Annotated in this window: 18 protein-coding genes and 1 pseudogene; 6 read left to right on the top strand and 13 right to left on the bottom strand. The window is 70.8% G+C overall.

All coding sequences use genetic code 11. The features are described from left to right. Positions 1-219 precede the first annotated feature (219 nt). Together ACLJOK_RS03015 and pnuC are read right to left on the bottom strand one after the other, a co-directional pair. Positions 220-1,305, bottom strand: a complete 1,086-nt coding sequence (locus ACLJOK_RS03015) for an AAA family ATPase (RefSeq protein WP_410815970.1) — start codon at positions 1,303-1,305, stop codon at positions 220-222. 35 nt (positions 1,306-1,340) lie between these two features. Continuing rightward, positions 1,341-1,997: a nicotinamide riboside transporter PnuC gene (pnuC, locus tag ACLJOK_RS03010; protein ID WP_410815969.1), complete on the bottom strand. Its 657-nt coding sequence runs from the start codon at positions 1,995-1,997 to the stop codon at positions 1,341-1,343. A gap of 82 nt (positions 1,998-2,079) precedes the next feature. Between pnuC and ACLJOK_RS03005 the strand changes: the two genes are divergently transcribed. Beyond that, on the top strand, positions 2,080-2,373 hold the full coding sequence (locus ACLJOK_RS03005) for an antibiotic biosynthesis monooxygenase family protein (protein WP_238680239.1): 294 nt from the start codon (positions 2,080-2,082) through the stop codon (positions 2,371-2,373). A 122-nt stretch (positions 2,374-2,495) separates the two neighbouring features. On the opposite strand, the gene ACLJOK_RS03000 is transcribed toward ACLJOK_RS03005, so the two are convergent. The 4 genes from ACLJOK_RS03000 to uvrB all read right to left on the bottom strand — a co-directional run bounded on the left by ACLJOK_RS03000 (position 2,496) and on the right by uvrB (position 7,009). Then, positions 2,496-3,353, bottom strand: coding sequence for a helix-turn-helix domain-containing protein (locus tag ACLJOK_RS03000; RefSeq protein ID WP_410815967.1), 858 nt, complete (start codon positions 3,351-3,353; stop codon positions 2,496-2,498). A gap of 196 nt (positions 3,354-3,549) precedes the next feature. Then, on the bottom strand, positions 3,550-3,918 hold the full coding sequence (locus tag ACLJOK_RS02995) for a VOC family protein (protein WP_410815965.1): 369 nt from the start codon (positions 3,916-3,918) through the stop codon (positions 3,550-3,552). A 90-nt stretch (positions 3,919-4,008) separates the two neighbouring features. Then, positions 4,009-4,818 (bottom strand): helix-turn-helix domain-containing protein, encoded by an 810-nt coding sequence (locus ACLJOK_RS02990; RefSeq protein WP_410819226.1) that lies wholly within the window; start codon positions 4,816-4,818, stop codon positions 4,009-4,011. 82 nt (positions 4,819-4,900) lie between these two features. Next, positions 4,901-7,009, bottom strand: coding sequence for an excinuclease ABC subunit UvrB (uvrB, locus tag ACLJOK_RS02985; RefSeq protein ID WP_210785907.1), 2,109 nt, complete (start codon positions 7,007-7,009; stop codon positions 4,901-4,903). Between the two features lie 206 nt (positions 7,010-7,215). Between uvrB and ACLJOK_RS02980 the strand changes: the two genes are divergently transcribed. Beyond that, positions 7,216-9,057 carry a hypothetical protein gene (locus ACLJOK_RS02980; protein WP_410815964.1) on the top strand — a complete coding sequence of 614 codons (1,842 nt, stop codon included), beginning with the start codon at positions 7,216-7,218 and terminating at the stop codon, positions 9,055-9,057. A gap of 8 nt (positions 9,058-9,065) precedes the next feature. On the opposite strand, the gene coaE is transcribed toward ACLJOK_RS02980, so the two are convergent. Next, positions 9,066-10,247, bottom strand: a complete 1,182-nt coding sequence (coaE, locus tag ACLJOK_RS02975) for a dephospho-CoA kinase (RefSeq protein ID WP_410819224.1) — start codon at positions 10,245-10,247, stop codon at positions 9,066-9,068. Positions 10,248-10,688: 441 nt separating this feature from the next. Continuing rightward, complete coding sequence (rpsA, locus tag ACLJOK_RS02970; RefSeq protein ID WP_406071547.1) at positions 10,689-12,197, bottom strand: 30S ribosomal protein S1; 1,509 nt, start codon at positions 12,195-12,197, stop codon at positions 10,689-10,691. A gap of 382 nt (positions 12,198-12,579) precedes the next feature. On the opposite strand from rpsA, the gene ACLJOK_RS02965 reads away from it, so the two are divergent. The 4 genes and pseudogenes from ACLJOK_RS02965 to ACLJOK_RS02950 all read left to right on the top strand — a co-directional run. Further along, complete coding sequence (locus ACLJOK_RS02965) at positions 12,580-13,386, top strand: class I SAM-dependent methyltransferase (protein ID WP_410815961.1); 807 nt, start codon at positions 12,580-12,582, stop codon at positions 13,384-13,386. A 54-nt stretch (positions 13,387-13,440) separates the two neighbouring features. After that, complete coding sequence (locus ACLJOK_RS02960) at positions 13,441-14,043, top strand: Uma2 family endonuclease (protein WP_410815959.1); 603 nt, start codon at positions 13,441-13,443, stop codon at positions 14,041-14,043. A 36-nt stretch (positions 14,044-14,079) separates the two neighbouring features. Continuing rightward, entirely contained in the window at positions 14,080-14,298 is a 219-nt protein-coding gene (locus tag ACLJOK_RS02955) for a DUF2945 domain-containing protein (RefSeq protein ID WP_238680230.1), read from the top strand. Next, positions 14,285-14,629, top strand: a pseudogene (locus tag ACLJOK_RS02950) (DUF3140 domain-containing protein); the annotation flags it as partial. The gene ACLJOK_RS02955 and the pseudogene ACLJOK_RS02950, both read left to right, overlap by 14 nt. Before the next feature lie 157 nt (positions 14,630-14,786). Here ACLJOK_RS02950 and polA read toward each other — a convergent pair. The 5 genes from polA to ACLJOK_RS02925 form a co-directional block, all read right to left on the bottom strand. Then, positions 14,787-17,486 (bottom strand): DNA polymerase I, encoded by a 2,700-nt coding sequence (gene polA, locus ACLJOK_RS02945; RefSeq protein ID WP_410815957.1) that lies wholly within the window; start codon positions 17,484-17,486, stop codon positions 14,787-14,789. A gap of 125 nt (positions 17,487-17,611) precedes the next feature. Next, on the bottom strand, positions 17,612-18,325 hold the full coding sequence (locus tag ACLJOK_RS02940) for an ABC transporter ATP-binding protein (RefSeq protein ID WP_354945233.1): 714 nt from the start codon (positions 18,323-18,325) through the stop codon (positions 17,612-17,614). Beyond that, on the bottom strand, positions 18,312-19,253 hold the full coding sequence (locus ACLJOK_RS02935) for an ABC transporter ATP-binding protein (protein ID WP_410815955.1): 942 nt from the start codon (positions 19,251-19,253) through the stop codon (positions 18,312-18,314). Before ACLJOK_RS02935 ends, ACLJOK_RS02940 begins: the two co-directional genes overlap by 14 nt. Beyond that, positions 19,246-20,424: a branched-chain amino acid ABC transporter permease gene (locus ACLJOK_RS02930; RefSeq protein WP_410815953.1), complete on the bottom strand. Its 1,179-nt coding sequence runs from the start codon at positions 20,422-20,424 to the stop codon at positions 19,246-19,248. The genes ACLJOK_RS02935 and ACLJOK_RS02930 overlap by 8 nt, the downstream gene beginning before the upstream one ends. Further along, complete coding sequence (locus ACLJOK_RS02925; protein WP_238680225.1) at positions 20,421-21,404, bottom strand: branched-chain amino acid ABC transporter permease; 984 nt, start codon at positions 21,402-21,404, stop codon at positions 20,421-20,423. The genes ACLJOK_RS02930 and ACLJOK_RS02925 overlap by 4 nt, the downstream gene beginning before the upstream one ends. Positions 21,405-21,451 lie beyond the last annotated feature (47 nt).

The following is a 21,451-nucleotide window of genomic DNA, read 5'->3' as shown; positions in this document are numbered from 1 at the left end:
GTCTCTTCCGCCGTCGCCCCACAAAGGGGCGGCGACCTACGGAGCCGGGTCGGGACGCCGTGGTTCCGGCGATCGACCGTGCTGACGACTCCGTTGCGGGGGAATACTCCCCTCCTCGGTGACCATTGTTGCCCACCACGCCCCGTGATCACACCCCGGGCACCCGGTGGCGCCGGACACCCGCTCGATGCGTCACACCGCCTATGGCTTCCTAGGAGGCTAGTGCACGTCGGGTGCGGCGATCGGGTCGGCGAGCGACCAGCTGGTGGCGAGCAGGTCGTCGCAGGCCCGCACCGCCCGGGCCAACCGATCGGCGTGCGATCCGGTCAGCTCCACCACCGGCACCCCGCACCCGGCCAGCTCGGCCCGGAACCGCTCGGTCATCCAGGCCCGCAGGTGCTCACCGTCGCGCAGCCCGTCATCGGTGAACGGCACCCCCCGGTGATCGGTCAGCAGATACAGCGCCGGCCGACGCGCCGCCGCCCGTACCTCCTCCGACGCGCTGCCCAGGTAGCGCTCCTCCCACACCGCCGTCGCCCGCGCGTCGGTGTCGCAGACCAGCAGCGGCCCGCTCGTCCGGGCCGCCGCGTCCTCGGCCGCCTGCTGCTCGCGGACCACAACGCGGAAGTCGTCACGGTCCCAGGCGACGTCGAACACTGTCGCCTCCGGCGTTCGTTCCCGCAGCCGGGCCAGCTTGCGAGCTGTCAGCTCCCGGCCGTACTCCGGCACCCAGGACGTGCCGTAGTGCTCGGCGAGCGCCGCCGCCATCGTCGTGGTCCCGGTCGACTCGGCCCCGACCACCACCACCCGCCGGACGAACCACGCCCGCACCGGCGGGCTGAGCCACCGCCAGTGACCCGCCGGGTCCGCGCGCACCGCCGTCCCGGACACCGGCGCGGTCCGCCGATCCGGATCCACCGACACGGGTACGGCGTGGAAGCGGCGCGCCAGCTCGACGCCGTACGCCTCGGAGGAGAAGACCGCGTCCACCGAATCCGACCCGACCGCCTCCCGGAACACTGCGCAGTGCGCGTCCCAGACGGCCGGATCGGCGTAGTCCACCGGGTGGTCGTCGTACCGGCCGACGACACGGACCCACGGTGTGTCCGCGTGCACCTCCCGCAGCCAGTCGAGGCGCAGCGGAAGCGCAATGGACTCCCGACGCGAGGGCGCCACGACGACTGTCACCTCGGCGCAGCGGGCGGCGGCGGCACGGATCAGCGCGTGGTGGCCGGCATGCGGTGGATAGAACTTGCCCACCACCATTCCGTGCCCGAACTCCGCCGCGGCCGAGCGCGCCGGCACGCGTGGCGCCGGCGCACGGCCGGATGTCTCGGCGTTCACGCGGTGGCCGGGGCCGGGCCGGGCGGGACCGCGCTCGGCCGGTCGGCCCGACGCAGGTCGGCCCGCCAGGCGCGCAACCCGAGTACGCACAGGGCGAGGAAGACCAGGTAGAGGACGGCCGTCAGGTGCAGCCCCTTGTACGCGTACAACGGGATGTAGATCAGGTCGGCGGCGATCCAGAGCCACCAACTCTCCACCCGCTTGCGGGTCTGCCCGTACGTGGCCAGCAGCGACAGCGCCGTGGTCAAGGCGTCCGGCAGCGGCACCGTCGAGTCGGTGCCCCGGTCCAGCAACACCCAGAGCGCCCCGGTGAGCAGCACCCCGGCGGCGGCCAGCGCCAGCCACTCCCGCTCCCCCGTCCGGCTCACCGTGAGCCGTGTGCGCCGCTCGCCGCCGAACAGCCAGTGCCACCAGCCGTAGCAGCCCAGCGCCACGTAGACGACCTGAAGCCCGGCGTCGGCGTACAGCCCGGCGGTCCAGAACAGCACCATGAGCAGCAGCACGTTGGCGATGCCGATCGGCCAGTTGGCGATCTTCTGCCGGGCCACCAGCCACACGTTGAGCACACCTGTCAAAAACCCCAGCAGCTCCGCCCAGGTGGTGCCCGTACCGGCCACCCGAAACGCGGTGCCGGTGAGCCAATCGATGATCACGAGGCCACCCTAGGTGCGTCGGCGACGTCGGAACAGACCCCGCGACACCGACTGCCCCGATCGCCGTGGGAGGCTGTCCGACATGGTGCTTGAGGTCGCGCTGATCGACGTACTACCCGGACACGAAGACGCCTTCGCCGCCGCGTACGCCGAGGGTCACCCGGTGCTCGCCGGGGCGACCGGCTGCCGGTCCGTGCGGATGACCCGAGGAATCGAGTCACCGACCCGCTTCGTGCTGCTCGTCGAATGGGACTCGGTCGAGGCGCACGAGAAGAACTTCCGGGCCACCGAACGGTTCGACACGTGGCGGGCGCTGATCGGGCCGCATTTCGCTGGACCGCCAGTGGTCGAACACTTCCTCGACGTACCGGCCTGAGCCGGGCTGTCGTACCCCACGGTTATCGTGCCGGGCGCACGCGCCGGCCGCCGGTCCCGACGGACTCGGGGGCGCCGGGCCCGGTGGCCGCGCGGCACGTCACAGTCGACACCCCTGAGCCGTTACTCGCCGACGCGGCGGGCCAGCACGGTGACCGTCTCCTCCGGTGACAGCGCCGCGGCCAGCAGCGCCGCGGTCATCCGCTCGTAGCGGTCGACGTCGAGCACTGTGGCCAACCGGACGTCGGTGGTCAACGCCTCGAGCATCACCGTGCGCGGGTCCGCCGGGTCGGGAAAGGCGTAGCAGGAATACGGTGTGAGCGGATGCAGCCCGCCACCGGCCGCCCCGCGCGGCAGCAGCCGCACCGTGACGTGGGACAGACCGGTCACGGCGACCAGATGACGTAGCTGTTCACGCCAGACCGCCACCGGCAGGTCACCCGGGTCGCAGACGGCCTCGGCGAGCACCGCCGTGTAGCGCGGCGGGTAGGCCCGCCGCAGCACCTCCTGCCGCAGGGCCCGGGCGCGCACCTCGGCCTCCACATCGACCTCCGGGGTGAGCTGGGCGCCGGCCGTGACCCACACCCGGGCGTACGCGGGCGTCTGGAGCAGCCCCGGCACCACCGACGGCTGGTACTCGACGATGTCGGCGGCGCCCGCCTCCAACTCGGCGTAGGTGCGCTGCCGTTCGCTCATCTCGCCCAGCGTCTTCCACCAGCCTCTGCTGGTCGCCGCGTCCCGGGCGATGACGATCAGCGCCTCCCGGGCGGGCGTGGGCACCTTGTAGACATCCAGCAGATCGAGCACGTCGGCGAGGTCCGGACGACTCTGACCCAGCTCGATGCGGGACAGCTTCGACGTCGAGGCCCAGCCCAGCCGGTCGCAGACCTGCTCCAGGGTCAGCGACTCGCGCCGACGGAGTTGGCGCAGCTCTGCGCCGAGACGTGCACGTCGAATGACAGGACTTGTTGGCAGCGGCATCCCGGCCTCCCCACCGAGGGAGACTACGCAGGACGATCACCCAGTGCAATAGTGCGCTCGCGCACCGCAATCAGGGCATTCGACGCCGGCGGCCGGCCAGGCCAGCCCGCACACACCGTTTCCGCAGGTCACTGCAGTTTCAGGCCGCGAAGGCTGGCCCCGGCGGGCCGCCCGTCCCCGATCGGCGTGGCTGGGCTCAGGGTCGGTAGGTGCCGAAGGACCAGACGTTGCCGGCCAGATCGCGGGCGGCGTAGTCACGGGAGCCGTAGTCGGTGTCGAACGGCTCGCGGATGATCTCGGCGCCGGCCGCGCGGGCCTGGGCGCAGTGCGCGTCGACGTCCGGCACGGCCACGTAGACCGACCAGTCGTCGTCGGCCGGCCGGGCTGCGGCGTCGGCCCGACCGCCCAACATGATCATGCCCGTGTCGAGGACCAGCTCGGCGTGCGCGACGGTGCCGTCCGGCGCCTCGTGCACGGCATGCACCCGGAAACCGAAGGCGGCGCCGAGCCAGTCGATCGCGGCGCGGGGATCGGGATAACGGAAGATCGGATAGATGGTTCGCATGACTCGATTCTGCGGCCGGCGACGCGGATCCGGATTGGACGAATGTGACCTCGGCGGATCGCCGACCCGACTCGGGTCAACCGGCCGTCGTCACCGGCCGGCGAGCAGCGCGGCCGGCGTGGCCCCCGCGAACTGGTGGAAGTCCCGGATCAGGTGGGACTGGTCGTAGTAACCGCAGCCGGCCGCCAGGGCGGCCCAGTCGACTCCCCGCCCGTCCACCCCGACCTGGGTCGATGCGGCTGAAGCCCGCTGAAAACGCAGCAGCCGGGCGGCCATCTTGGGCGGCAGCCCGACCTCCTGCCGGAACCGGGACGCGAGGTGCCGCCGGCTCCAGCCCATCTCGTCGGCGAGCGCACCGACGCTCCCCCGCCCACCGCTGGCGGCAAGCCATCGCCACGCCCAGTCGAGCCGCGGGTCCACCGGCGGGGACGCCGCCAGCCGGGCGGTGAGCGCACGGTCGAGCAGGGCGAACCGCTCCGGCCAGGCGGGGGCCTCGGCGAGCCGGGCACGCAGCCGATCCAGCCAACGGCCCGGGAGCTGCCCGACGCCGACGGCCCGATTGGTCAGCTCGCTCAGCGGCAGACCGAGAAGCCGGCGGGCGGTCAGGGGGGCGAGCAGCAACTCGACGCCCTCCCCCACGCCCACGGTGCGCGTGGTGCACCAACTGTCGAAGGTGCCGGCCACGAACGAGTCGACAGCTGTGACGCCGCGCTGCGCGCTGCGCGGGTCGGTCACGTCCAGCGGAGCACCCCAGCCCAGGATCAGCACCACGAAGACGCCCGCCGACTCCCGGCGGACCAGTGGCACGTCCGCCCGTTCCCGGTAGCCCATGTACCTGTCGACGAACGGACGCAGGCTGACGTCGGGCAGCCCGAGAACCATCTCGCCGATCGGCACCACCGCCGTCAACAGTGCCCGCCCTTCGCGTGCCCCGGTCGGCCGGGCCCGAGCGGTGCGCTGGGCGGGGCCGACCGGGTGGCCGTCACTTCACGCCGGCGGCGTCCATGCCGCGCAGCTCCTTCTTCAGGTCGGAGACCTCGTCGCGGATCCGGGCCGCCAACTCGAACTGAAGCTCGCGGGCGGCGGCCAGCATCTGGTCGTTGAGCTCCTGGATGAGCTGGGCGAGGTCGGCGCGGGCCATCCCCTCCCGTGAGGTGGTGGTCGCGGCGGACCGGCTCCGGCTGCGGGTCTCCTTGACCGGCGCCTTGCCTCGGGAAAGCTGACGCACCGCGCCGCCGACCCTGGAGTTCTCGGTGTCCTCCGCCTCGCGGTAGATGTCGTCCAGGATGTCGTGGATCTTCTTACGCAGCGGCTCCGGGCTGATGCCGTGCGCCTCGTTGTGCGCGATCTGCTTGGCCCGACGCCGATCGGTCTCGTCGATCGCCGCCGCCATCGACGGGGTGATCTTGTCGGCGTACATGTGCACCTGACCGGAGACGTTACGGGCGGCCCGCCCGATGGTCTGGATCAGCGAACGGCCGCTGCGCAGGAAGCCCTCCTTGTCGGCGTCGAGAATCGCCACCAGCGACACCTCGGGCAGGTCCAGACCCTCGCGGAGCAGGTTGATGCCGACGAGCACGTCGTAGTCGCCCTTGCGCAGCTCGCGCAGCAGCTCCACCCGGCGCAACGTGTCGACCTCCGAGTGCAGGTAGCGCACCCGGATGCCGTTCTCCAGGAGGTAGTCGGACAGGTCCTCGGCCATCTTCTTGGTCAGCGTGGTGACCAGCACCCGCTCGTCCCGGTCGGTCCGCAGCTTGATCTCGTGCATCAGGTCGTCGATCTGGCCCTTGGTCGGCTTGATCACGACCTCCGGGTCGACCAGACCGGTGGGTCGGATCACCTGCTCGACGAACTCGCCCTGGGCCTGCTCCATCTCCCAGGTGCCGGGAGTCGCGGAGAGGTAGACCATCTGGCCGACCCGCTCCAGGAACTCGTCGAAGCGCAGCGGCCGGTTGTCGGCCGCGCTGGGCAGCCGGAAGCCGTGGTCGATGAGCATCCGCTTGCGGGACGCGTCGCCCTCGTACATGCCGCCGATTTGCGGGATGGTCACGTGCGACTCGTCGACCACTGTGAGGAAGTCGTCGGGGAAGTAGTCGAGCAGGGCGTGCGGCGGGCTGCCGGGCAGCCGCCCGTCCATGTGCATCGAGTAGTTCTCGATGCCGGAGCAGAAGCCCACCTGCCGCATCATCTCGATGTCGTAGGTGGTGCGCATCCGCAGCCGCTGCGCCTCCAGCAGCTTGCCCTGCCGCTCCAGCTCGGCGAGGCGCTCGGCCAGCTCCACCTCGATGTCGCGGATCGCCCGTTCCATCCGCTCCGGACCTGCCGCGTAGTGGGTGGCCGGGAAGATCACCAGCTGGTCGACCTCGCGGACCACATCACCGGTCAACGGGTTGAGGTAGTAGAGCTTCTCCACCTCGTCACCGAACAGCTCGATGCGGATCGCCAGCTCCTCGTACGCCGGGATGATCTCCAGCGTGTCGCCGCGGACCCGGAAGGTGCCCCGCTGGAAGGCCATATCGTTGCGGGTGTACTGGATGTCGACCAGCCGGCGCAGCAACTGGTCTCGGTCGAGCTCCTGCCCGATCTGCACCTTCACCGCCCGGTTGAGGTACTCCTCCGGAGTGCCCAGGCCGTAGATCGCCGAGACGGTCGCCACCACGATCACGTCGCGGCGGGTGAGCAGCGACATCGTCGCCGAGTGCCGCAGCCGCTCCACCTCCTCGTTGATCGAGGAATCCTTCTCGATGTAGGTGTCGGTCTGCGGGATGTACGCCTCGGGCTGGTAGTAGTCGTAGTACGAGACGAAATATTCGACAGCGTTGTGCGGCAGCAGCTCGCTGAACTCCTTCGCCAGCTGCGCGCAGAGCGTCTTGTTCGGGGCGAGCACCAGGGTCGGGCGTTGCAGCCGCTCGATCAGCCACGCCGTGGTGGCGCTCTTGCCGGTGCCGGTCGCGCCGAGCAGAACGGTGTTGCGGTCGCCGCGCCGAACCCGGCGCTCAAGGTCATCAATGGCCGCCGGTTGGTCGCCGGCCGGCTGGAAGTCACTGACGACCTGGAAGCGGCTGTCCAGCCGGGGAATGTCGAGCGCCATGCCATCAACGGTACGCCGGAGGTCCGACAGGAACGGCCGTCACGCCAGGTACGTGATCGGCTTCAATATTCCCATTGTGTGGCCCATGTCACCGGGACTACCCTCTTCATGTAGGCCGCTCGCGGCGGCCGACCGGGCCGGTGGCCAGGCCAACATCACGGCCGGTCACCCCCGGCACTGCGGTCGCAGCACCCGGCTCGTCCGGCGTGCGCACCCGTGTGGTCGCGCTCGAGGCGCAGACCGGCCGCCGCGAGCGCCCCTGCTCGTCACCCCGGTGCCTCCCCGCCCGTTTCATCTCCGTGGACACCTCCCCGACCCCGGCGCCCGACACCGCCCGCACCGCCACCCCCCGGCCGGACGACCCGAGCACCGGGCGGCACCGCACCGGTCCGGCCGGCAGTGCCTCGGCGGCCAGCCGGACCCCCAGCGACACCGGAGGTAGGCCCACTGCCGGCCGGACCAGCGGCGGCTCGCGCCGAGCCACCGCCGGCCGCAAGACCGACGACACGCGCCGGGCCGCCGCCGCGCGGAACCGCGAGACCACCCGCCGCGACGACACCCCGGACACCACCGACACCACCGAGGCCGCCGACACCGCCGGCCCGCCCTCGGCCGGGCGTCGTCGGCGTACGGTGCTGCTGCTGCTCGGCCTGACGGCGGTGACATCCGCGACGGCCCTGGTGCTCGGGCTGTTGAGCTGGGCGCCCGACCCGCCCGAGCCGGCCCGGCCGCTGACACTGGCGGAGGGCGAGCGGCTGGCCGCCACGCGGGTCACCAACCTGCGGGACCTACGCGCCGGCGTACGGGTCACTGCCGGCACCGGCGCCGCCCGCATCGAACTGGTGGGCTGGGTGGACTGGTCCCGGTCGCTGCTCTACCTCGACGTGGGCGGGCCGGGCGCGGGTGCCGAACGCGGGCTGTTGCAGAGGAGCGGTCCGGTGCTGGTGATCCGGCCCGATCCGGCTGCGGTGCCCACCCCCGCGTCCCCACCGCTGATGCCCCCGGCGGACCGGTGGCGGCTGCACCGACTGGCACCCGGGGCGCACCTGGCACCGGTGCTCGACCTGCTCCTCGATCTCGCCGCCGACCGCCCGGACACCACGACCCGCCCGGCACCGTCCGACGGGGCGCGCTGGATCGCCCGGGAGACCGTGCCGGCCGGCCCACTGGACGTCATACAGGCACCACTGCCCAGCGGCGCGCCAGCCGCCAGCACGGCCATCGGCACCCCCGGCGCCGCGACGCCCGCCCCGGACGGACAGACCCGGTACTGGCTCGATCACGACGCCCGACTGCACAAACTGGTGACCCGGCTGCCCGGCGCCGGCCCGGTCACGATGATCTTCAACCGCGCGGACCGACCGACACTACGACCGGTGGACGCACTCGGCGGCCGCCCCGGTCTGCCCCGCGCGCTGACCGACGCCGAGCAGCGTCGGCTCGACCGGCTGCCGGCCCGGCTCCGCGCCCAGGGCGGTGCCACTGTGACAATGACCGCGCCGATGGGCACTGACACGAACCTGCGGGGCGCCGGCTGGTTGAGCTGGACCGCGCGTACCGCGTACCTCGCGGTCGCCGACCTGGGCGTACCGGATCGCCGGACCCTGCTGCGACGCGACGCCGCCGGTCTGGCCCGGGCGGACCTGCCGGCGGTCGATGCCGGCGGCGGCACCGCGGAGGCGCCGGCCCGGCCGCCGCTGCCGCCCCCGGCCGGGGCCTGGCGGGTCTCCCGGCCCGGCCGGGACGACCTGAGTGTGCTGGTCGACGCCGCAATCGCCGCCGGGTCGGTCGGGCAGCGCGGCGCAGCCGTTCGGGTACGCGAGGACTTCACCGCCGGACGGACCGTGGACGTCATCGAGTCGGGTCCTGCCGACGCCCGGCTGCGGTACTGGCTCGACCGGGAGGGGTCGCTCCGCAGGCTCGAGTTGCGGACCGACGCGGGCGCGTGGGCGCACCTGGATCTCCAGCCCGCCGTCGTGCCCCGACTGGCCGCCAACCCTCGACCTTCGGCCCCTCGACCTTCGGCCCCTCGGCCCGGTGCCCGCTGACGGCACCCTCAGGGGCGCCAGCCGGTCTGCGCGGCCCACTGCTCGGCCCGCAGGTACTCCTCGTCGAACCACGGGTTCCGGGCCGTGCCGGAATCGCCGGCCTCCGGCGCCGCGTCGACCAGGTCCCGCTTGAGCACCAGGTAGGCGGCCCGCTGATCCGGGTCGGCACGCAGGTGGTCGCGCATCAGCAACGCGTACCGCCAGCCCGGCGAATCCGTCAGCCGCACGTGCAGACGAACCGGCCGGGCCGGGTCCGCGCTGCCGTGCAGCCGCTTCTCCCACCGGCCCTGGCCGGCCGGGCGCGGGTCGTCCCACCACTGCCCCGGCACCCGCGGGAACCCGGCGCTCGCCAGCCGATCGGCCAACGGCCCGTCGGCGTCGGCGAGGCTGGCGACCGCCACCTGCACGTCGATGACGTTCAGGGCGGCCAGGCCGGGCACCGCCGTGGAACCGATGTGATCGATCCGTAGGGCATCCGAGCCGAGCGCGTGCTGGATCCGGGCGGCCAGCCGCGCGTACTGCTCCGGCCAACTCGCGTCGGCCCCGGCCGGCTCGGCCGCGTCCGGCGCAACCACCCGCCGCTGGCGCAGATTGTCCTCGTAGGGCACCAACCGCTGCTTCCAGAGCCGGTCGACGGCATCGTGCAGTGCCGTCAGACTCCCGTCGTTGGTCAGCACCACGTCCGCCGCAGCCCGGCGGCGGGCGTCGTCGGCCTGGGCGGCGATCCTCCGCTCGGCCTCCGCGCGACCCATCCCCCGGTCGCGCGCCAGCCGCTCCAGTCGGGTCGACACGGCCGTCTGCACCACGACCACCAGGTGGTACGTCGGAGCGAGGCCCACCTCGACCAGCAGCGGTACGTCGTTGACGACTATCGCGTCGGGTGCCGCCGCAGCGGCCAACTCCGCGGTGCGGGCCCGGACCCGGGGGTGGGTGATCGCCTCCAGTCGACGGCGGTCGGTCTCGTCGGCGAACACCACAGCTCCCAGTGCGGCACGGTCCAGTGCGCCGTCGGCGTCCAGCACCGCGTCGGAGAAGGCGGCGACGATCTCGGCCAGCCCGTCCGTACCCGGCGCCACCACCTCCCGGGCCACCCGGTCGGCGTCAATGAGCACCGCGCCCCGCTCGACGAGCCGCGCGGCCACCGCGCTCTTGCCTGACCCGATTCCGCCGGTCAACCCCACCCTCAGCACCCGAACAGTCAACCGGATCGACAGCCCGCCGCCAAACCCAGCCACGGCCCGGCGACCTCTCAACCCACCCCGCCTCGGCCGCGACCACTCCCGTCCCGGCGCCCGGCATCCGACCCCGCGCCCGCGCCCGCGCCCGCGCCCGCGCCCGCAAGATCGTGCTCGATCCAGGATGTAGTGGCGTGCGGTGCCCGGGAGGCCCCTACATCATGGATCGAGCACGATCTTGGCGGTCGCACCAGCCGCCGAGCATGCCGCGCCGGCCACAGCGCCCAGCCGCCGGCGCACCGCCCCCGCAACTCGCCCGGGGCACGCCGCGCCCGCAACTCGCGCCCCTGGCCACGCCCCGCCCGCAGCTGGCGCGGGGGCACGGCGGGTACGGCGAGGGCCCCGCCCCCAGCGATCCGGAGATCGCGGGGACGGGGCCCGTCGTCGTTCAGCGGGTCACTTACCGCCGGCGAGCTTCTCCCGCAGTGCGGCGAGCGCCTCGTCGGTGGCCAGCGTGCCGGCCGGCTCCTCGGCCTGCCGGCTCGGGGCCGGGCTGGACGAAGAGGTGGTGCCGCCACCGCCGCCGCCAGCGGCCGGGACGACCGGAGTCGGGTTGGCAGCAGCCTCGGCGTCGGCAGCCCGAGAGGTCTGCACCTGCTTGGTGTGGGCCTCCCAGCGCACACGAGCCTCGGCGTACTGGTTCTCCCAGGTCTCGCGCTGCTTGTCGTACCCCTCGAGCCACTCGCCCGTCTCGGGGTCGAAGCCCTCCGGGTAGATGTAGTTGCCCTCGGTGTCGTACGTGGCAGCCATGCCGTAGAGGGTCGGGTCGAAGTGCTCCTCGCCCTCGACGAAGCCCTCGTTGGCCTGCTTGAGCGACAGCGAGATCCGGCGACGCTCGAGGTCGATGTCGATGACCTTGACCATGACCTCGGAGCCAACCTGGACGACCTGCTCCGGGATCTCCACGTGGCGCTCGGCCAGCTCGGAGATGTGGACCAGGCCCTCGATGCCGTCGTCCACGCGGACGAACGCACCGAACGGGACCAGCTTGGTGACCTTACCCGGCACGATCTGCTGGATCGCGTGGGTGCGGGCGAACTGCCGCCACGGGTCTTCCTGGGTCGCCTTCAGCGACAGCGAGACCCGCTCGCGGTCCAGGTCGACGTCCAGGACCTCGACCTCGACCTCCTGGCCCACCTCGACAACCTCGGACGGGTGGTCGATGTGCTTCCAGGACAGCTCGGAGACGTGCACCAGACCGTCGACGCCGCCCAGGTCCACGAAGGCGCCGAAGTTGACGATCGAGGACACGACGCCCTTGCGGACCTGGCCCTTCTGCAGCTTGTTGAGGAACTCGGTGCGCACCTCGGACTGCGTCTGCTCCAGCCAGGCCCGACGGGACAGGACCACGTTGTTGCGGTTCTTGTCCAGCTCGATGATCTTGGCCTCGAGCTCCCGCCCGACGTACGGCTGCAGGTCGCGTACACGACGCATCTCGACCAGGGAAGCGGGCAGGAAGCCGCGCAGCCCGATGTCGAGGATGAGGCCGCCCTTGACCACCTCGATGACCGAACCGCGGACGACGCCGTCCTCGTCCTTGATCTTCTCGATCGTGCCCCAGGCCCGCTCGTACTGTGCCCGCTTCTTGGAGAGGATCAGACGACCCTCCTTGTCCTCCTTCTGGAGGACCAGGGCCTCGATGTGGTCGCCAACCGTCACAACCTCGGCGGGGTCCACGTCGTGCTTGATCGACAACTCCCGAGAGGGGATGACACCCTCGGTCTTGTAGCCGATGTCGAGCAGGACCTCGTCCCGATCGACCTTGACGACGGTGCCTTCGACAATGTCGCCGTCGTTGAAGTACTTGATGGTCTCGTCGATCGCGGCGAGGAATGCCTCCTCGGAACCGAGATCGTCGTGGGTGACCCGGGTGGCGCTCGAGGGGGCCTCGATGCTGCTCGTCATGTGGGCGGTTGCTCCGGTCGGTGGGTTGTCACAGCAGGCTGGTGTGTCGCAGTGACCTGTTCGCGCCAGCGGATCCGTCGCCGGGCACACCGAACGATCGCCTAGTGAGATCATGATGTGGCTCCGTCGACCGCGCACCTGCTCCCTGCCGAGGCAACGCGATCCGCGAGCGCATCGTCTAGCCTACCGTGCGCATTACCACAGCGTGCAAGCCCTCCCGGGTTCTCTTCGTGCGATGAGCTGCGAAAGCCGAACAATCGCCCGGAAAACACCCCTGCTGTCTCCTGCGTCACAGCAGCCCCTTCGGCCGCTCCGCGACAGTCGTGCGGATCCTGGACGCGCCGCCGTACCCAATGGGGTGGGTGGGGCCTAGCGTGAGCGCGTGGATGACGACAGCCGGGTTACCCGGCGCCGGGTGGGTGACGCCGAGGCCCGGCGCGCCAACCGCGGCTGGTGGGACACCGACGCCGACGACTACCAGGCCGAACACGGCGGGTTCCTCGGCGACGTGGACTTCGTGTGGTGCCCCGAGGGCCTGCGCGAGGCCGACGCCCGGCTGCTCGGCGACGTGTCGGGGCGGCGGGTGCTGGAGGTGGGCGCCGGCGCCGCGGCCGCCGCCCGCTGGCTCGCCACCCAGGGCGCCCGGCCGGTCGCCTTCGACCTGTCCGCCGGCATGTTGCGGCACGCCGCCGAGGCCGCCGACCGCACCGGGGTACGCGTACCGCTGGTGCAGGCCGACGCGCTCGCCCTGCCGTTCGCCGACCGGTCGTTCGACGTCGCCTGCACCGCGTTCGGCGCGATCCCGTTCGTGGACGACTCGGCGGCGCTGCTCGCCGAGGTGCACCGGGTGCTGCGCCCGGGCGGCCGGTGGGTGTTCTCGGTGACCCACCCGATGCGGTGGATCTTTCTCGACGACCCCGGCGAGGGCGGCCTGACGGCCGTGCACTCGTACTTCGACCGTTCCCCGTACGTGGAACAGGACGAGACCGGCGTGGCCACCTACGTCGAGCAGCACCGCACCCTCGGCGACCGGATCCGCGAGCTGGTCGGCGCCGGGTTCCGGCTGCTGGACCTGGTGGAGCCGGAGTGGCCGGAGGGACACGAGGGGATCTGGGGGCAGTGGAGCCCGCTGCGCGGACGACTCTTTCCCGGCACCGCCATCTTCGTCACTGAGAAGCCCACCGCCTGAGCGCCGCACGCTCAGTGCGACGGCCCCGCGCGCCACGGACGCTACGGTCCGCTGGTGAGCGCATGGCCGAACCCGACGCCGCCGGACCGCTGGCGTCCGGACCCGGCACGACAACAACGCGCCGACTATCAGGTCGCGGACCTGCAGAACCTGCCGGACGACTGCCCGCGTGTCGAACTGGTCGACGAAGCCGTCCGGGTGATGCCCTTCCCAACCCTCGGTCACCAGGACATCTCAGGCCTGCTCTGGAGGTGGCTGCGAAGCCACGCGCCGGCGGAGATCCGGGCCACCCAGGCCGTAGCAGTCGAGCTCGATGACCACACCAGCCGACGCCCGGATGTCCTGTTGTGCCGCGCTGACGTGCTGTCCGACCGGTCCTGGCTACGGCCGCACGAAGTCGTACTCGCCGTGGAGATCGTCTCGCCCGGCACCCGACGGGTCGACCGGTTCGCGAAACCGGGTGAGTACGCCGCCGCCGGCATCCCGTTCTACTGGCGGATCGAGCAGGACCCGGTGCACGTGTACGCGTACCGGATCGGCGACCGGGTGGGGCCGGGCGGTGAGCGGCAGTACGAGCTGGTCGCCGACGGTACCGACGTGATCGAGCTGACCGAGCCGTTCGAGATCAAGCTGCCGGTCGCCGAGATCACCCCGTAGTCGTTTCGCCCTGGCCGCCACGGGTAGCCGAGGACCATGGCCGAACAGCGATTCCACAAGGGCGACCATGTCTCCTGGTCGGCCCACGGCAGCCGCGCGTACGGCGTGGTGCGGGGGACGATCACCGAGCGGACGCGGATCCGCGGGCGGGCCGTGAACGCGGCCCCCGACGACCCGCAGTACCGGGTCCGCAGTGACGGCACGGGCCGCGAGGTGGCCCACCGCCCCGAGGCGCTGCGTCATGAGCAGAGGTGACGACGGGCGGGACACCTACCGGGAGTTCACCGAAGCGGTGAACATGAAGCCCGGTGAGCTGTCCACATGGCTGGAGACCGACGAGTCGAAGCAGGTCGGCTGGCACAAGGGCGGTCGTGCTGGTGGTGGCGAGTCCGTCGGGCACGAATCCGGACGGAAGATCATCAACCTGCTCCGCCGCAAACGCGGTGACCTGTCAGAGGGCGACTACAAGCACATGCGCAAGGTCGTCGGCTACGTACGCCGGCACATGGCGCAGCGCCCCTCCGGCAACGTCCGCGACACCAAGTGGCGCTGGTCCCTCATGAACTGGGGCCACGACCCCATGAAGTAACCGACACCGGACGACCCAAGATCACATCCTCAGGCAGCGGCCGCGACCAGGGCGACCCGGTCAGGGGTTCCGGGGCAGCCCGACCCACGCAGGGATCAAGCCTGACCGCCCGGAGTGGGTCGGGCTGCCCCGGAACCCCCACACCGCAACCACATCAGTGATCGGCGCTGTTCCAGTCGCGGCCCAGACCGACGGACACCTCCAGCGGCACTGACAACGGGTAAGCCCCGCCCATCTCCCGCCGGACCAGGGCCTCCAGGGCCTCCCGCTCACCGGGGGCGACCTCGAAGACCAACTCGTCGTGCACCTGCAACAGCATCCGCGAGCGCAGCCCGGCCTCGCCGAGCGCGGTGTCGACGTGCAGCATCGCCACCTTGATGATGTCGGCGGCGGAGCCCTGAATGGGGGCGTTGAGCGCCATCCGCTCGGCGATGTCGCGGCGCTGCCGGTTGTCGCTGACCAGGTCGGGCAGGTAGCGGCGCCGACCGAGGATGGTGGAGGTGTAGCCGTCCTGGCGGGCCCGGGCGACCACCTGCTGGAGGTAGTCGCGCACCCCACCGAAGCCGGCGAAGTAGTTCTCCATCAGACCGCGCGCCTCTTCGGTGCTGATGCTGAGCTGCTGGGACAGACCGAAGGCGCTGAGCCCGTACGCCAGGCCGTAGTTCATTGCCTTGATCTTGCGGCGCTGGTCGGGGGTGACCGCGTCGAGCGGCACCCCGAAGACCGACGAGGCGGTGGCGGCGTGGAAGTCGGCGCCGGAGTTGAACGCGTCGATCAGCGCGTCGTCCGAGCTGAGGTGCGCCATGATGCGCATCTCGATCTGGCTGTAGTCGGCGGTGAGCAGGCACTCGTAGCCGTCTCCCACCACGAAGGCCCGCCGGATCCGCCGGCCCTCCTCGGTGCGGATCGGGATGTTCTGCAGGTTGGGCTCGGTGGAGGAGAGCCGACCGGTGGCCGCAACGGTCTGGTTGAAGGTGGTGTGGATCCGGCCGTCGTCGGAGACCGACTTGAGCAGCCCGTCGACTGTCGACTTGAGCTTGGCCACGTCCCGGTGACGCAGCAGGTGGGCCAGCACCGGGTGCGGCTGCTGCGCGTAGAGCCACTGGAGGGCGTCGGCGTCGGTGGTGTAGCCCGTCTTGATCTTCTTGGTCTTCGGCAGACCCAGCTCGGTGAAGAGGATCTCCTGCAACTGCTTGGGCGAGCCGAGGTTGAACTCCCGACCCACCGCCTCGTACGCGCCCTGCGCGGCGGCCTTCACCTCGGCGGCGAAGTGGGCCTCCAGCTCGGACAGATAGTCGGTGTCGGCGGCGATGCCGGTGCTCTCCATGGTGGCCAGCACCCGCATCAACGGCAGCTCCACGCCGGCCATCAGCCGGGCGGACTGCTCGCCGTCGCGGGACAGCTCGGCGTCGATCGCGTCGGCCAGGTCGAGGGTGGCCCGGGCCTGGAGCATGAGGTTCTGCTCGACCACCCCTTCGTCGCCGAGGCCGTCGAGGGTGAGCTGGCCGGACTCCGGGACGTCCACCCGCAGCTCCCGGTGCAGGTAGCGCAGCGCCAGGTCGGTCAGGTCGTAGGACCGCTGGTCGGGGCGGGCCAGGTACGCGGCGATCTGGGTGTCCCGGACGATGCCGGCGAGGTGCCAGCCGTGCGCGGCGCAGGCCAGCACGGCCGGCTTGCTGTCGTGCAGAACCTTGGGGCGCTGCGCGTCGGCCAACCAGCTGGCCAGGGCGCCCTCGTCGGTCGCATCGAGACGTGCCGGGTCGACCCAGGCAGCCGCGCCGCCGGCGGTGGCCAGCGCGAGACCGGTGATGGAGGCGGTGTGCCGGCGGTTGGGGCCGGTGTCGAGTTTGACCGCCAACCCGACCGGGGTGCCGGCCGTGACGTGCGTGGTCAGCCAGCCGGCCAGCGCGCCTGGCTCGGTGAGCACCTCGCCGGTGAGGTCGAAGCCGGACTCGGCCTCCGGCTCGACCGCCTCCAGGTACTGGTAGAGACGGTCGCGCAGGATGCGGAACTCCAGGGTGTCGAAGACCTGGTGCACCGCCTCCCGGTCCCAACCCGTCCAGCGGGTTTCCTCCGGGCGCAGCGGCAGCTCCAGGTCGGAGATGAGCCGGTTGATCTCGTAGTTGCGGATCACGTCGGCGAGCCGCTCCCGCAGGCTGTCGCCGGCCTTGCCCTTGATCTCGTCGGCCCGGGCGATCACGCCGTCGACCCCGCCGTACGTGGTGATCCACTTGGCGGCGGTCTTCGGGCCGACGCCCGGGATGCCGGGCAGGTTGTCACTGGTCTCGCCGACCAGCGCGGCGAGGTCCCGGTACTGCTGTGGCGAAACGCCGTACTTCGCCTCGATCGCCGCCGGGTCCATCCGGGCCAGGTCGGAGACGCCCTTGCGCGGGTAGAGGACAGTGATCTGGTCGTCGACCAACTGGAACGCGTCGCGGTCACCGCTGCTGATCAGCACCGACATGCCCTGGTCGCGGGCCTGGCAGGCGAGCGTGGCGATGACGTCGTCGGCCTCGAAGCCCTCTTTCTCCACCACCGGGATCTGCAGCGCGGCCAGGACCTCCTTGACCAGGCTGACCTGGCCCTTGAAGTCGGTCGGGGTCTCGCTGCGGCCGGCCTTGTACTCCGCGTACTTGTCGGTGCGGAAGGAGTGGCGGGAGACGTCGAAGGCCACGACGATGTGGGTGGGCTGCTCGTCGCGCAGCACGTTGATCAGCATCGAGGTGAAGCCGTACACCGCGTTGGTCGGCTGACCCGTCGTGGTGGAGAAGTTTTCCACAGGCAGGGCGAAGAACGCCCGGTATGCCATGGAATGTCCGTCGACGAGAAGCAGGCGCGGTGTCGTAGCTGTCACGGCAGCGACTCTAGTCCGTCGCACCGACATCCCTGGCGCTCGGCACGGGGTGCCGCGACGCCGAGCCGAACGCCGACGGCCGGCCACCCCCCGCCAGGGGATGACCGGCCGCCGAACTGGGTGGCTCAGGCCACGCCGAGGTACGCCTCCTTGACCGACGGATCGTGCAGCAGGTCCTGACCGGACCCCTCCTTCACGATCCGACCGGTCTCCAGCACGTAACCGCGGTGTGCCCGCGACAGCGCCTGCTGGGCGTTCTGCTCGACCAGCAGGATCGTGGTGCCCTGCTGGTTGATCTCGGTGATGATGTCGAAGATCTGCCGGATCACCAGCGGGGCCAGCCCCATCGACGGCTCGTCGAGCAGCAGCAGCTTCGGCCGGCTCATCAGCGCCCGACCGACCGCGAGCATCTGCTGCTCGCCGCCGGAGAGGGTGCCACCAGCCTGCTTGCGCCGCTCGGCCAACCGCGGGAAGAGGGTCAGCACCCGCTCCAGGTCGGCGGCGATGCCGGCGGAGTCCCGCCGGGTGTACGCCCCCATGTCCAGGTTCTCCATGACGGTCATACCCGGGAAGATCTGCCGTCCCTCGGGCGACTGACACAGCCCCCGGACCACCCGCAGGTCGGCCCGGAGCTTGCTGATGTCCTCGCCGTTGAACGTGATCTTCCCCTCGGCCAGCGACCGGGTCCCGGAGATGGCCCGCATGGTGGTGGTCTTACCGGCGCCGTTCGCGCCGATCAGGGCCACCACCTCACCCTCGTTGACGGTGAGGCTGATCCCGTGCAGTGCCTCGATCCGGCCGTACGCGACGGCGACGTTCTCCAGCTCAAGCAGCGTCATCTGCGGGCTCCCCCAGGTACGCGGCGATCACCTTCGGATCGCGGCTGACCTCCGCGGGCGCACCCTCGGCGATCTTGCGGCCGAACTCCAGCACCACGATCCGGTCGGTGACACCCATGACCAGCCGCATGTCGTGCTCGATGAGCAGCACGGTCAGGCCCATGTCACGGATGTTGCGGATCAGGGTGAGGAGTTCCTCCTTCTCCGCCGGGTTGAAGCCGGCGGCCGGCTCGTCCAGGCAGATCAGCTTCGGCTCGGTGGCCAGCGCGCGGGCAATCTCCAACCGGCGCTGGTAGCCGTACGGCAGGTTGCGCGCCTCGTCGTTGGCCCGGTCGGCGATCCCGACGAAGCGCAACAGCTCGAGCGCCTTGGCCTCGGCGGCCCGCTCCTCGAGGATGTGCCGGGACAACCCGAACGTCTTGGCGAACGTCCGGCGCACCTGCTGCCAGGTCCGGACGATCCCGGACGCGGCGGTGACCTGCGGCAACTCGTGCGGCTTCGGCTTGCGCCGAGGCAGCCGGAAGAGCGCCCCGGGCACGCTGGTCTTGTGCCGGGAGTCGGTGCCGACCATGACGTTTTCCAACGCCGTCATCTCCGGGAAGAGACGGATGTTCTGGAACGTCCGGGAGATGCCCAACTGACTGATCTGGTGCGGCTTACGGCCGGTCACCTTCTGGCCGCGGAACCGGACCGCTCCGGAGGTCGGCTTGTAGACCCCGGTCATCACGTTGAAGCTGGTGGTCTTGCCGGCGCCATTGGGACCGATGAGACCGAGGATCTCGCCCTCGTAGATCTGGAAATTGATCTTGTCGAGGGCGACCACGCCGCCGAAGCGGAGCGTGACGTCGTCGACTTCGAGCAGTACCGACCGGGGCCCCGGCTGGGCCGGGATCTTCGGCGCTGACGTGCTGGTGGTCTGGTCAGACATGAGCGGGCGCCTCCTCTGCCTCTGCCGCGCGGTCCTTCAACTCGCGGGCCCGCCGCCGGCTGGGGATCAGGCCCTGCGGACGCAGGATCATCACCAGCACCATGGCCAACCCGAAGACCAGCCACCGGTAGTCGGCGAAGTCGCGGAACCGCTCCGGCAGATACGCCAGCAGGACCGCGCCGAGCGAGACGCCGATCATGTTGCCGGAACCGCCGACCACGACCATGGCGACGAAGAGGATCGAGAGGTTCGCGTTGAACTGGGTCGGGTCGATGAACGCGTTCCGGCTACCGAAGAGGAAGCCCGACAGGCCACCGAGCGCCGCGCCCATGGCGAACGCCCACAGCTTGAACTTGAACGGGTACACGCCCATCACCGCGGCGGCGTCCTCGTCCTCACGGACCGCGAGCCAGGCGCGACCGACCCGGCTGTGCTCCAGCCGGCGAACCAGGACCACAATCAACAGCACGAAGGTGATCGCCAGCCAGTACCAAGGCTTCGCGTCGATCAGACCGAAGACCTTGTTGTCCGCCGACGGCGGACCCTCCGGACCCGGGATGGCCGAGATGCCGACCGGACCGTTGGTGACACCTGTGGCGTTGCGGGCGACGATGCGGATGATCTCACCGAAGCCGAGCGTCACGATGGCCAGGTAGTCACCGCGCAACCGAAGCGTCGGCCAACCCAGCAGCACACCGGAGATCATCGTCAGCACGATCGCGAGCAGGAGGCAGATGCCCCAGGTCACCGCCCACGTCGGCGGCAGGTTGAACTCCTGCTGGATCCACTTCACCACTGGCGAGTTCACCGAGCCGAACAGCGCGACGCTGTACGCCCCGATGGCGAAGAAGCCGATGTAGCCCAGGTCGAGCAGGCCGGCGAGACCGACCACCACGTTCAGCCCGATGGCGACCAGCACGTAGATGGCGCAGACGAAGAGCACGCCCGCCCAGTTGTTGCCGCCCTCGATCGAGTCGGTACGCAGGTTGTTCAGACCGGGGATCATGAGACCGCCGGGCAGCTTGCCCAGGTACGGCAGGTGGTAGAGGAAGACGATCAGAGCCACCACACCGATGGCCTTCTGCCACTTCGGCAGGGCCCCCCAACGGTCGCCGACCGAGGTCAGGATGCCGACCCGACGGCGGTCTGCGGAGCGAATCTTGTCGATCATGCGCGGGCCCTCCCGAGCGACTCACCCAACAGGCCGGTGGGCCGGAACATCAGCACCACGATCAGCACCACGAAGGCGATGACGTCCTCCCAGTTGGACGCGAAGAGCGTGGCGCCGTAGACCTCGACGACGCCGAGGAAGAGACCACCCAGCAGAGCACCGCGCAGGTTGCCGATGCCACCCAGCACGGCGGCGGTGAACGCCTTCAGGCCGAGCACGAAGCCGATGCTGTTCTGGGTGAAGCCGAACCGCATGCTCCACAGCAGCGCAGCGGCGCCGGCCATGATGCCACCGAGCACGAAGATCAGCATGATCACGCGCTCCTGGTTGACGCCCATCAGCGCGGCGGTCTCCGGGTTCTGGGCCACCGCTCGCACGCCCCGGCCGTACCGGGTGCGGTTGATGAACCAGTCCAGCAGGGCCATCATCGCCACGGCCGCCACGAACACGATCAGCTGGATGTTCGTGATCGCGGTGTTGCCGATGGTGAACAGGGTTTCCTGCTGAATGATCGTCGGCATACCGACGATCTGCCGGGGCCGGCCGAACGCCTCCGGCAACACCGTACCGAGCAGCTTCGGCAGCACCTGCCCGAAGAGCTCCACGAAGACCAGCGACAGGCCGATAGCGGTGATCAGGAAGATCAGCGGCGGCGCGTTCTTGCGCCGCAACGGCCGGTACGCGATCCGCTCGAGCGCCAGGGCCGTACCGCCCGAGGCGACAGCAGCGACGACCAGACCGAGCACCAGGAACAGGATCGCCTGGCCGACAGGGGGGTTATTTTGCACCCCGAGCTGGGTCCACAGGATCAGCACCGCGAAGGTACCGACCATGAACACCTCGGAGTGCGCAAAGTTGATCAGACGAAGGACGCCATAGACGAGGGTGTAACCAAGGGCGATCAGGGCGTAGATGGCGCCCTTGGAAAGGCCATCGACCGTGTGCTGGCCGAGATGGCCGATCAGTTCATCGAAATGCACCGGGGGTCTCCTTGAATCGAGAGCGGCCGGGGCGAAACACCCCGGCC

The organism is Micromonospora sp. 050-3 (assembly GCF_046549335.1).
Classification (GTDB): Bacteria; Actinomycetota; Actinomycetes; order Mycobacteriales; family Micromonosporaceae; genus Micromonospora; species Micromonospora trifolii.
Note: the sequence above shows the minus strand (reverse complement) of the source record. Positions and strands in the feature narration are given on the sequence as shown.

Bases quoted from the DNA above. Each gene is read 5' to 3' on its own strand.
- ACLJOK_RS02935 (WP_410815955.1), bottom strand. From the start codon at position 19,253: ATGTCTGACCAGACCACCAGCACGTCAGCGCCGAAGATCCCGGCCCAG.
- ACLJOK_RS02930 (WP_410815953.1), bottom strand. From the start codon at position 20,424: ATGATCGACAAGATTCGCTCCGCAGACCGCCGTCGGGTCGGCATCCTG.
- ACLJOK_RS02955 (WP_238680230.1), top strand. From the start codon at position 14,080: ATGGCCGAACAGCGATTCCACAAGGGCGACCATGTCTCCTGGTCGGCC.
- ACLJOK_RS03000 (WP_410815967.1), bottom strand. From the start codon at position 3,353: ATGCCGCTGCCAACAAGTCCTGTCATTCGACGTGCACGTCTCGGCGCA.
- ACLJOK_RS03005 (WP_238680239.1), top strand. From the start codon at position 2,080: ATGGTGCTTGAGGTCGCGCTGATCGACGTACTACCCGGACACGAAGAC.
- ACLJOK_RS02940 (WP_354945233.1), bottom strand. From the start codon at position 18,325: ATGACGCTGCTTGAGCTGGAGAACGTCGCCGTCGCGTACGGCCGGATC.
- rpsA (WP_406071547.1), bottom strand. From the start codon at position 12,197: ATGACGAGCAGCATCGAGGCCCCCTCGAGCGCCACCCGGGTCACCCAC.
- uvrB (WP_210785907.1), bottom strand. From the start codon at position 7,009: ATGGCGCTCGACATTCCCCGGCTGGACAGCCGCTTCCAGGTCGTCAGT.
- ACLJOK_RS02995 (WP_410815965.1), bottom strand. From the start codon at position 3,918: ATGCGAACCATCTATCCGATCTTCCGTTATCCCGATCCCCGCGCCGCG.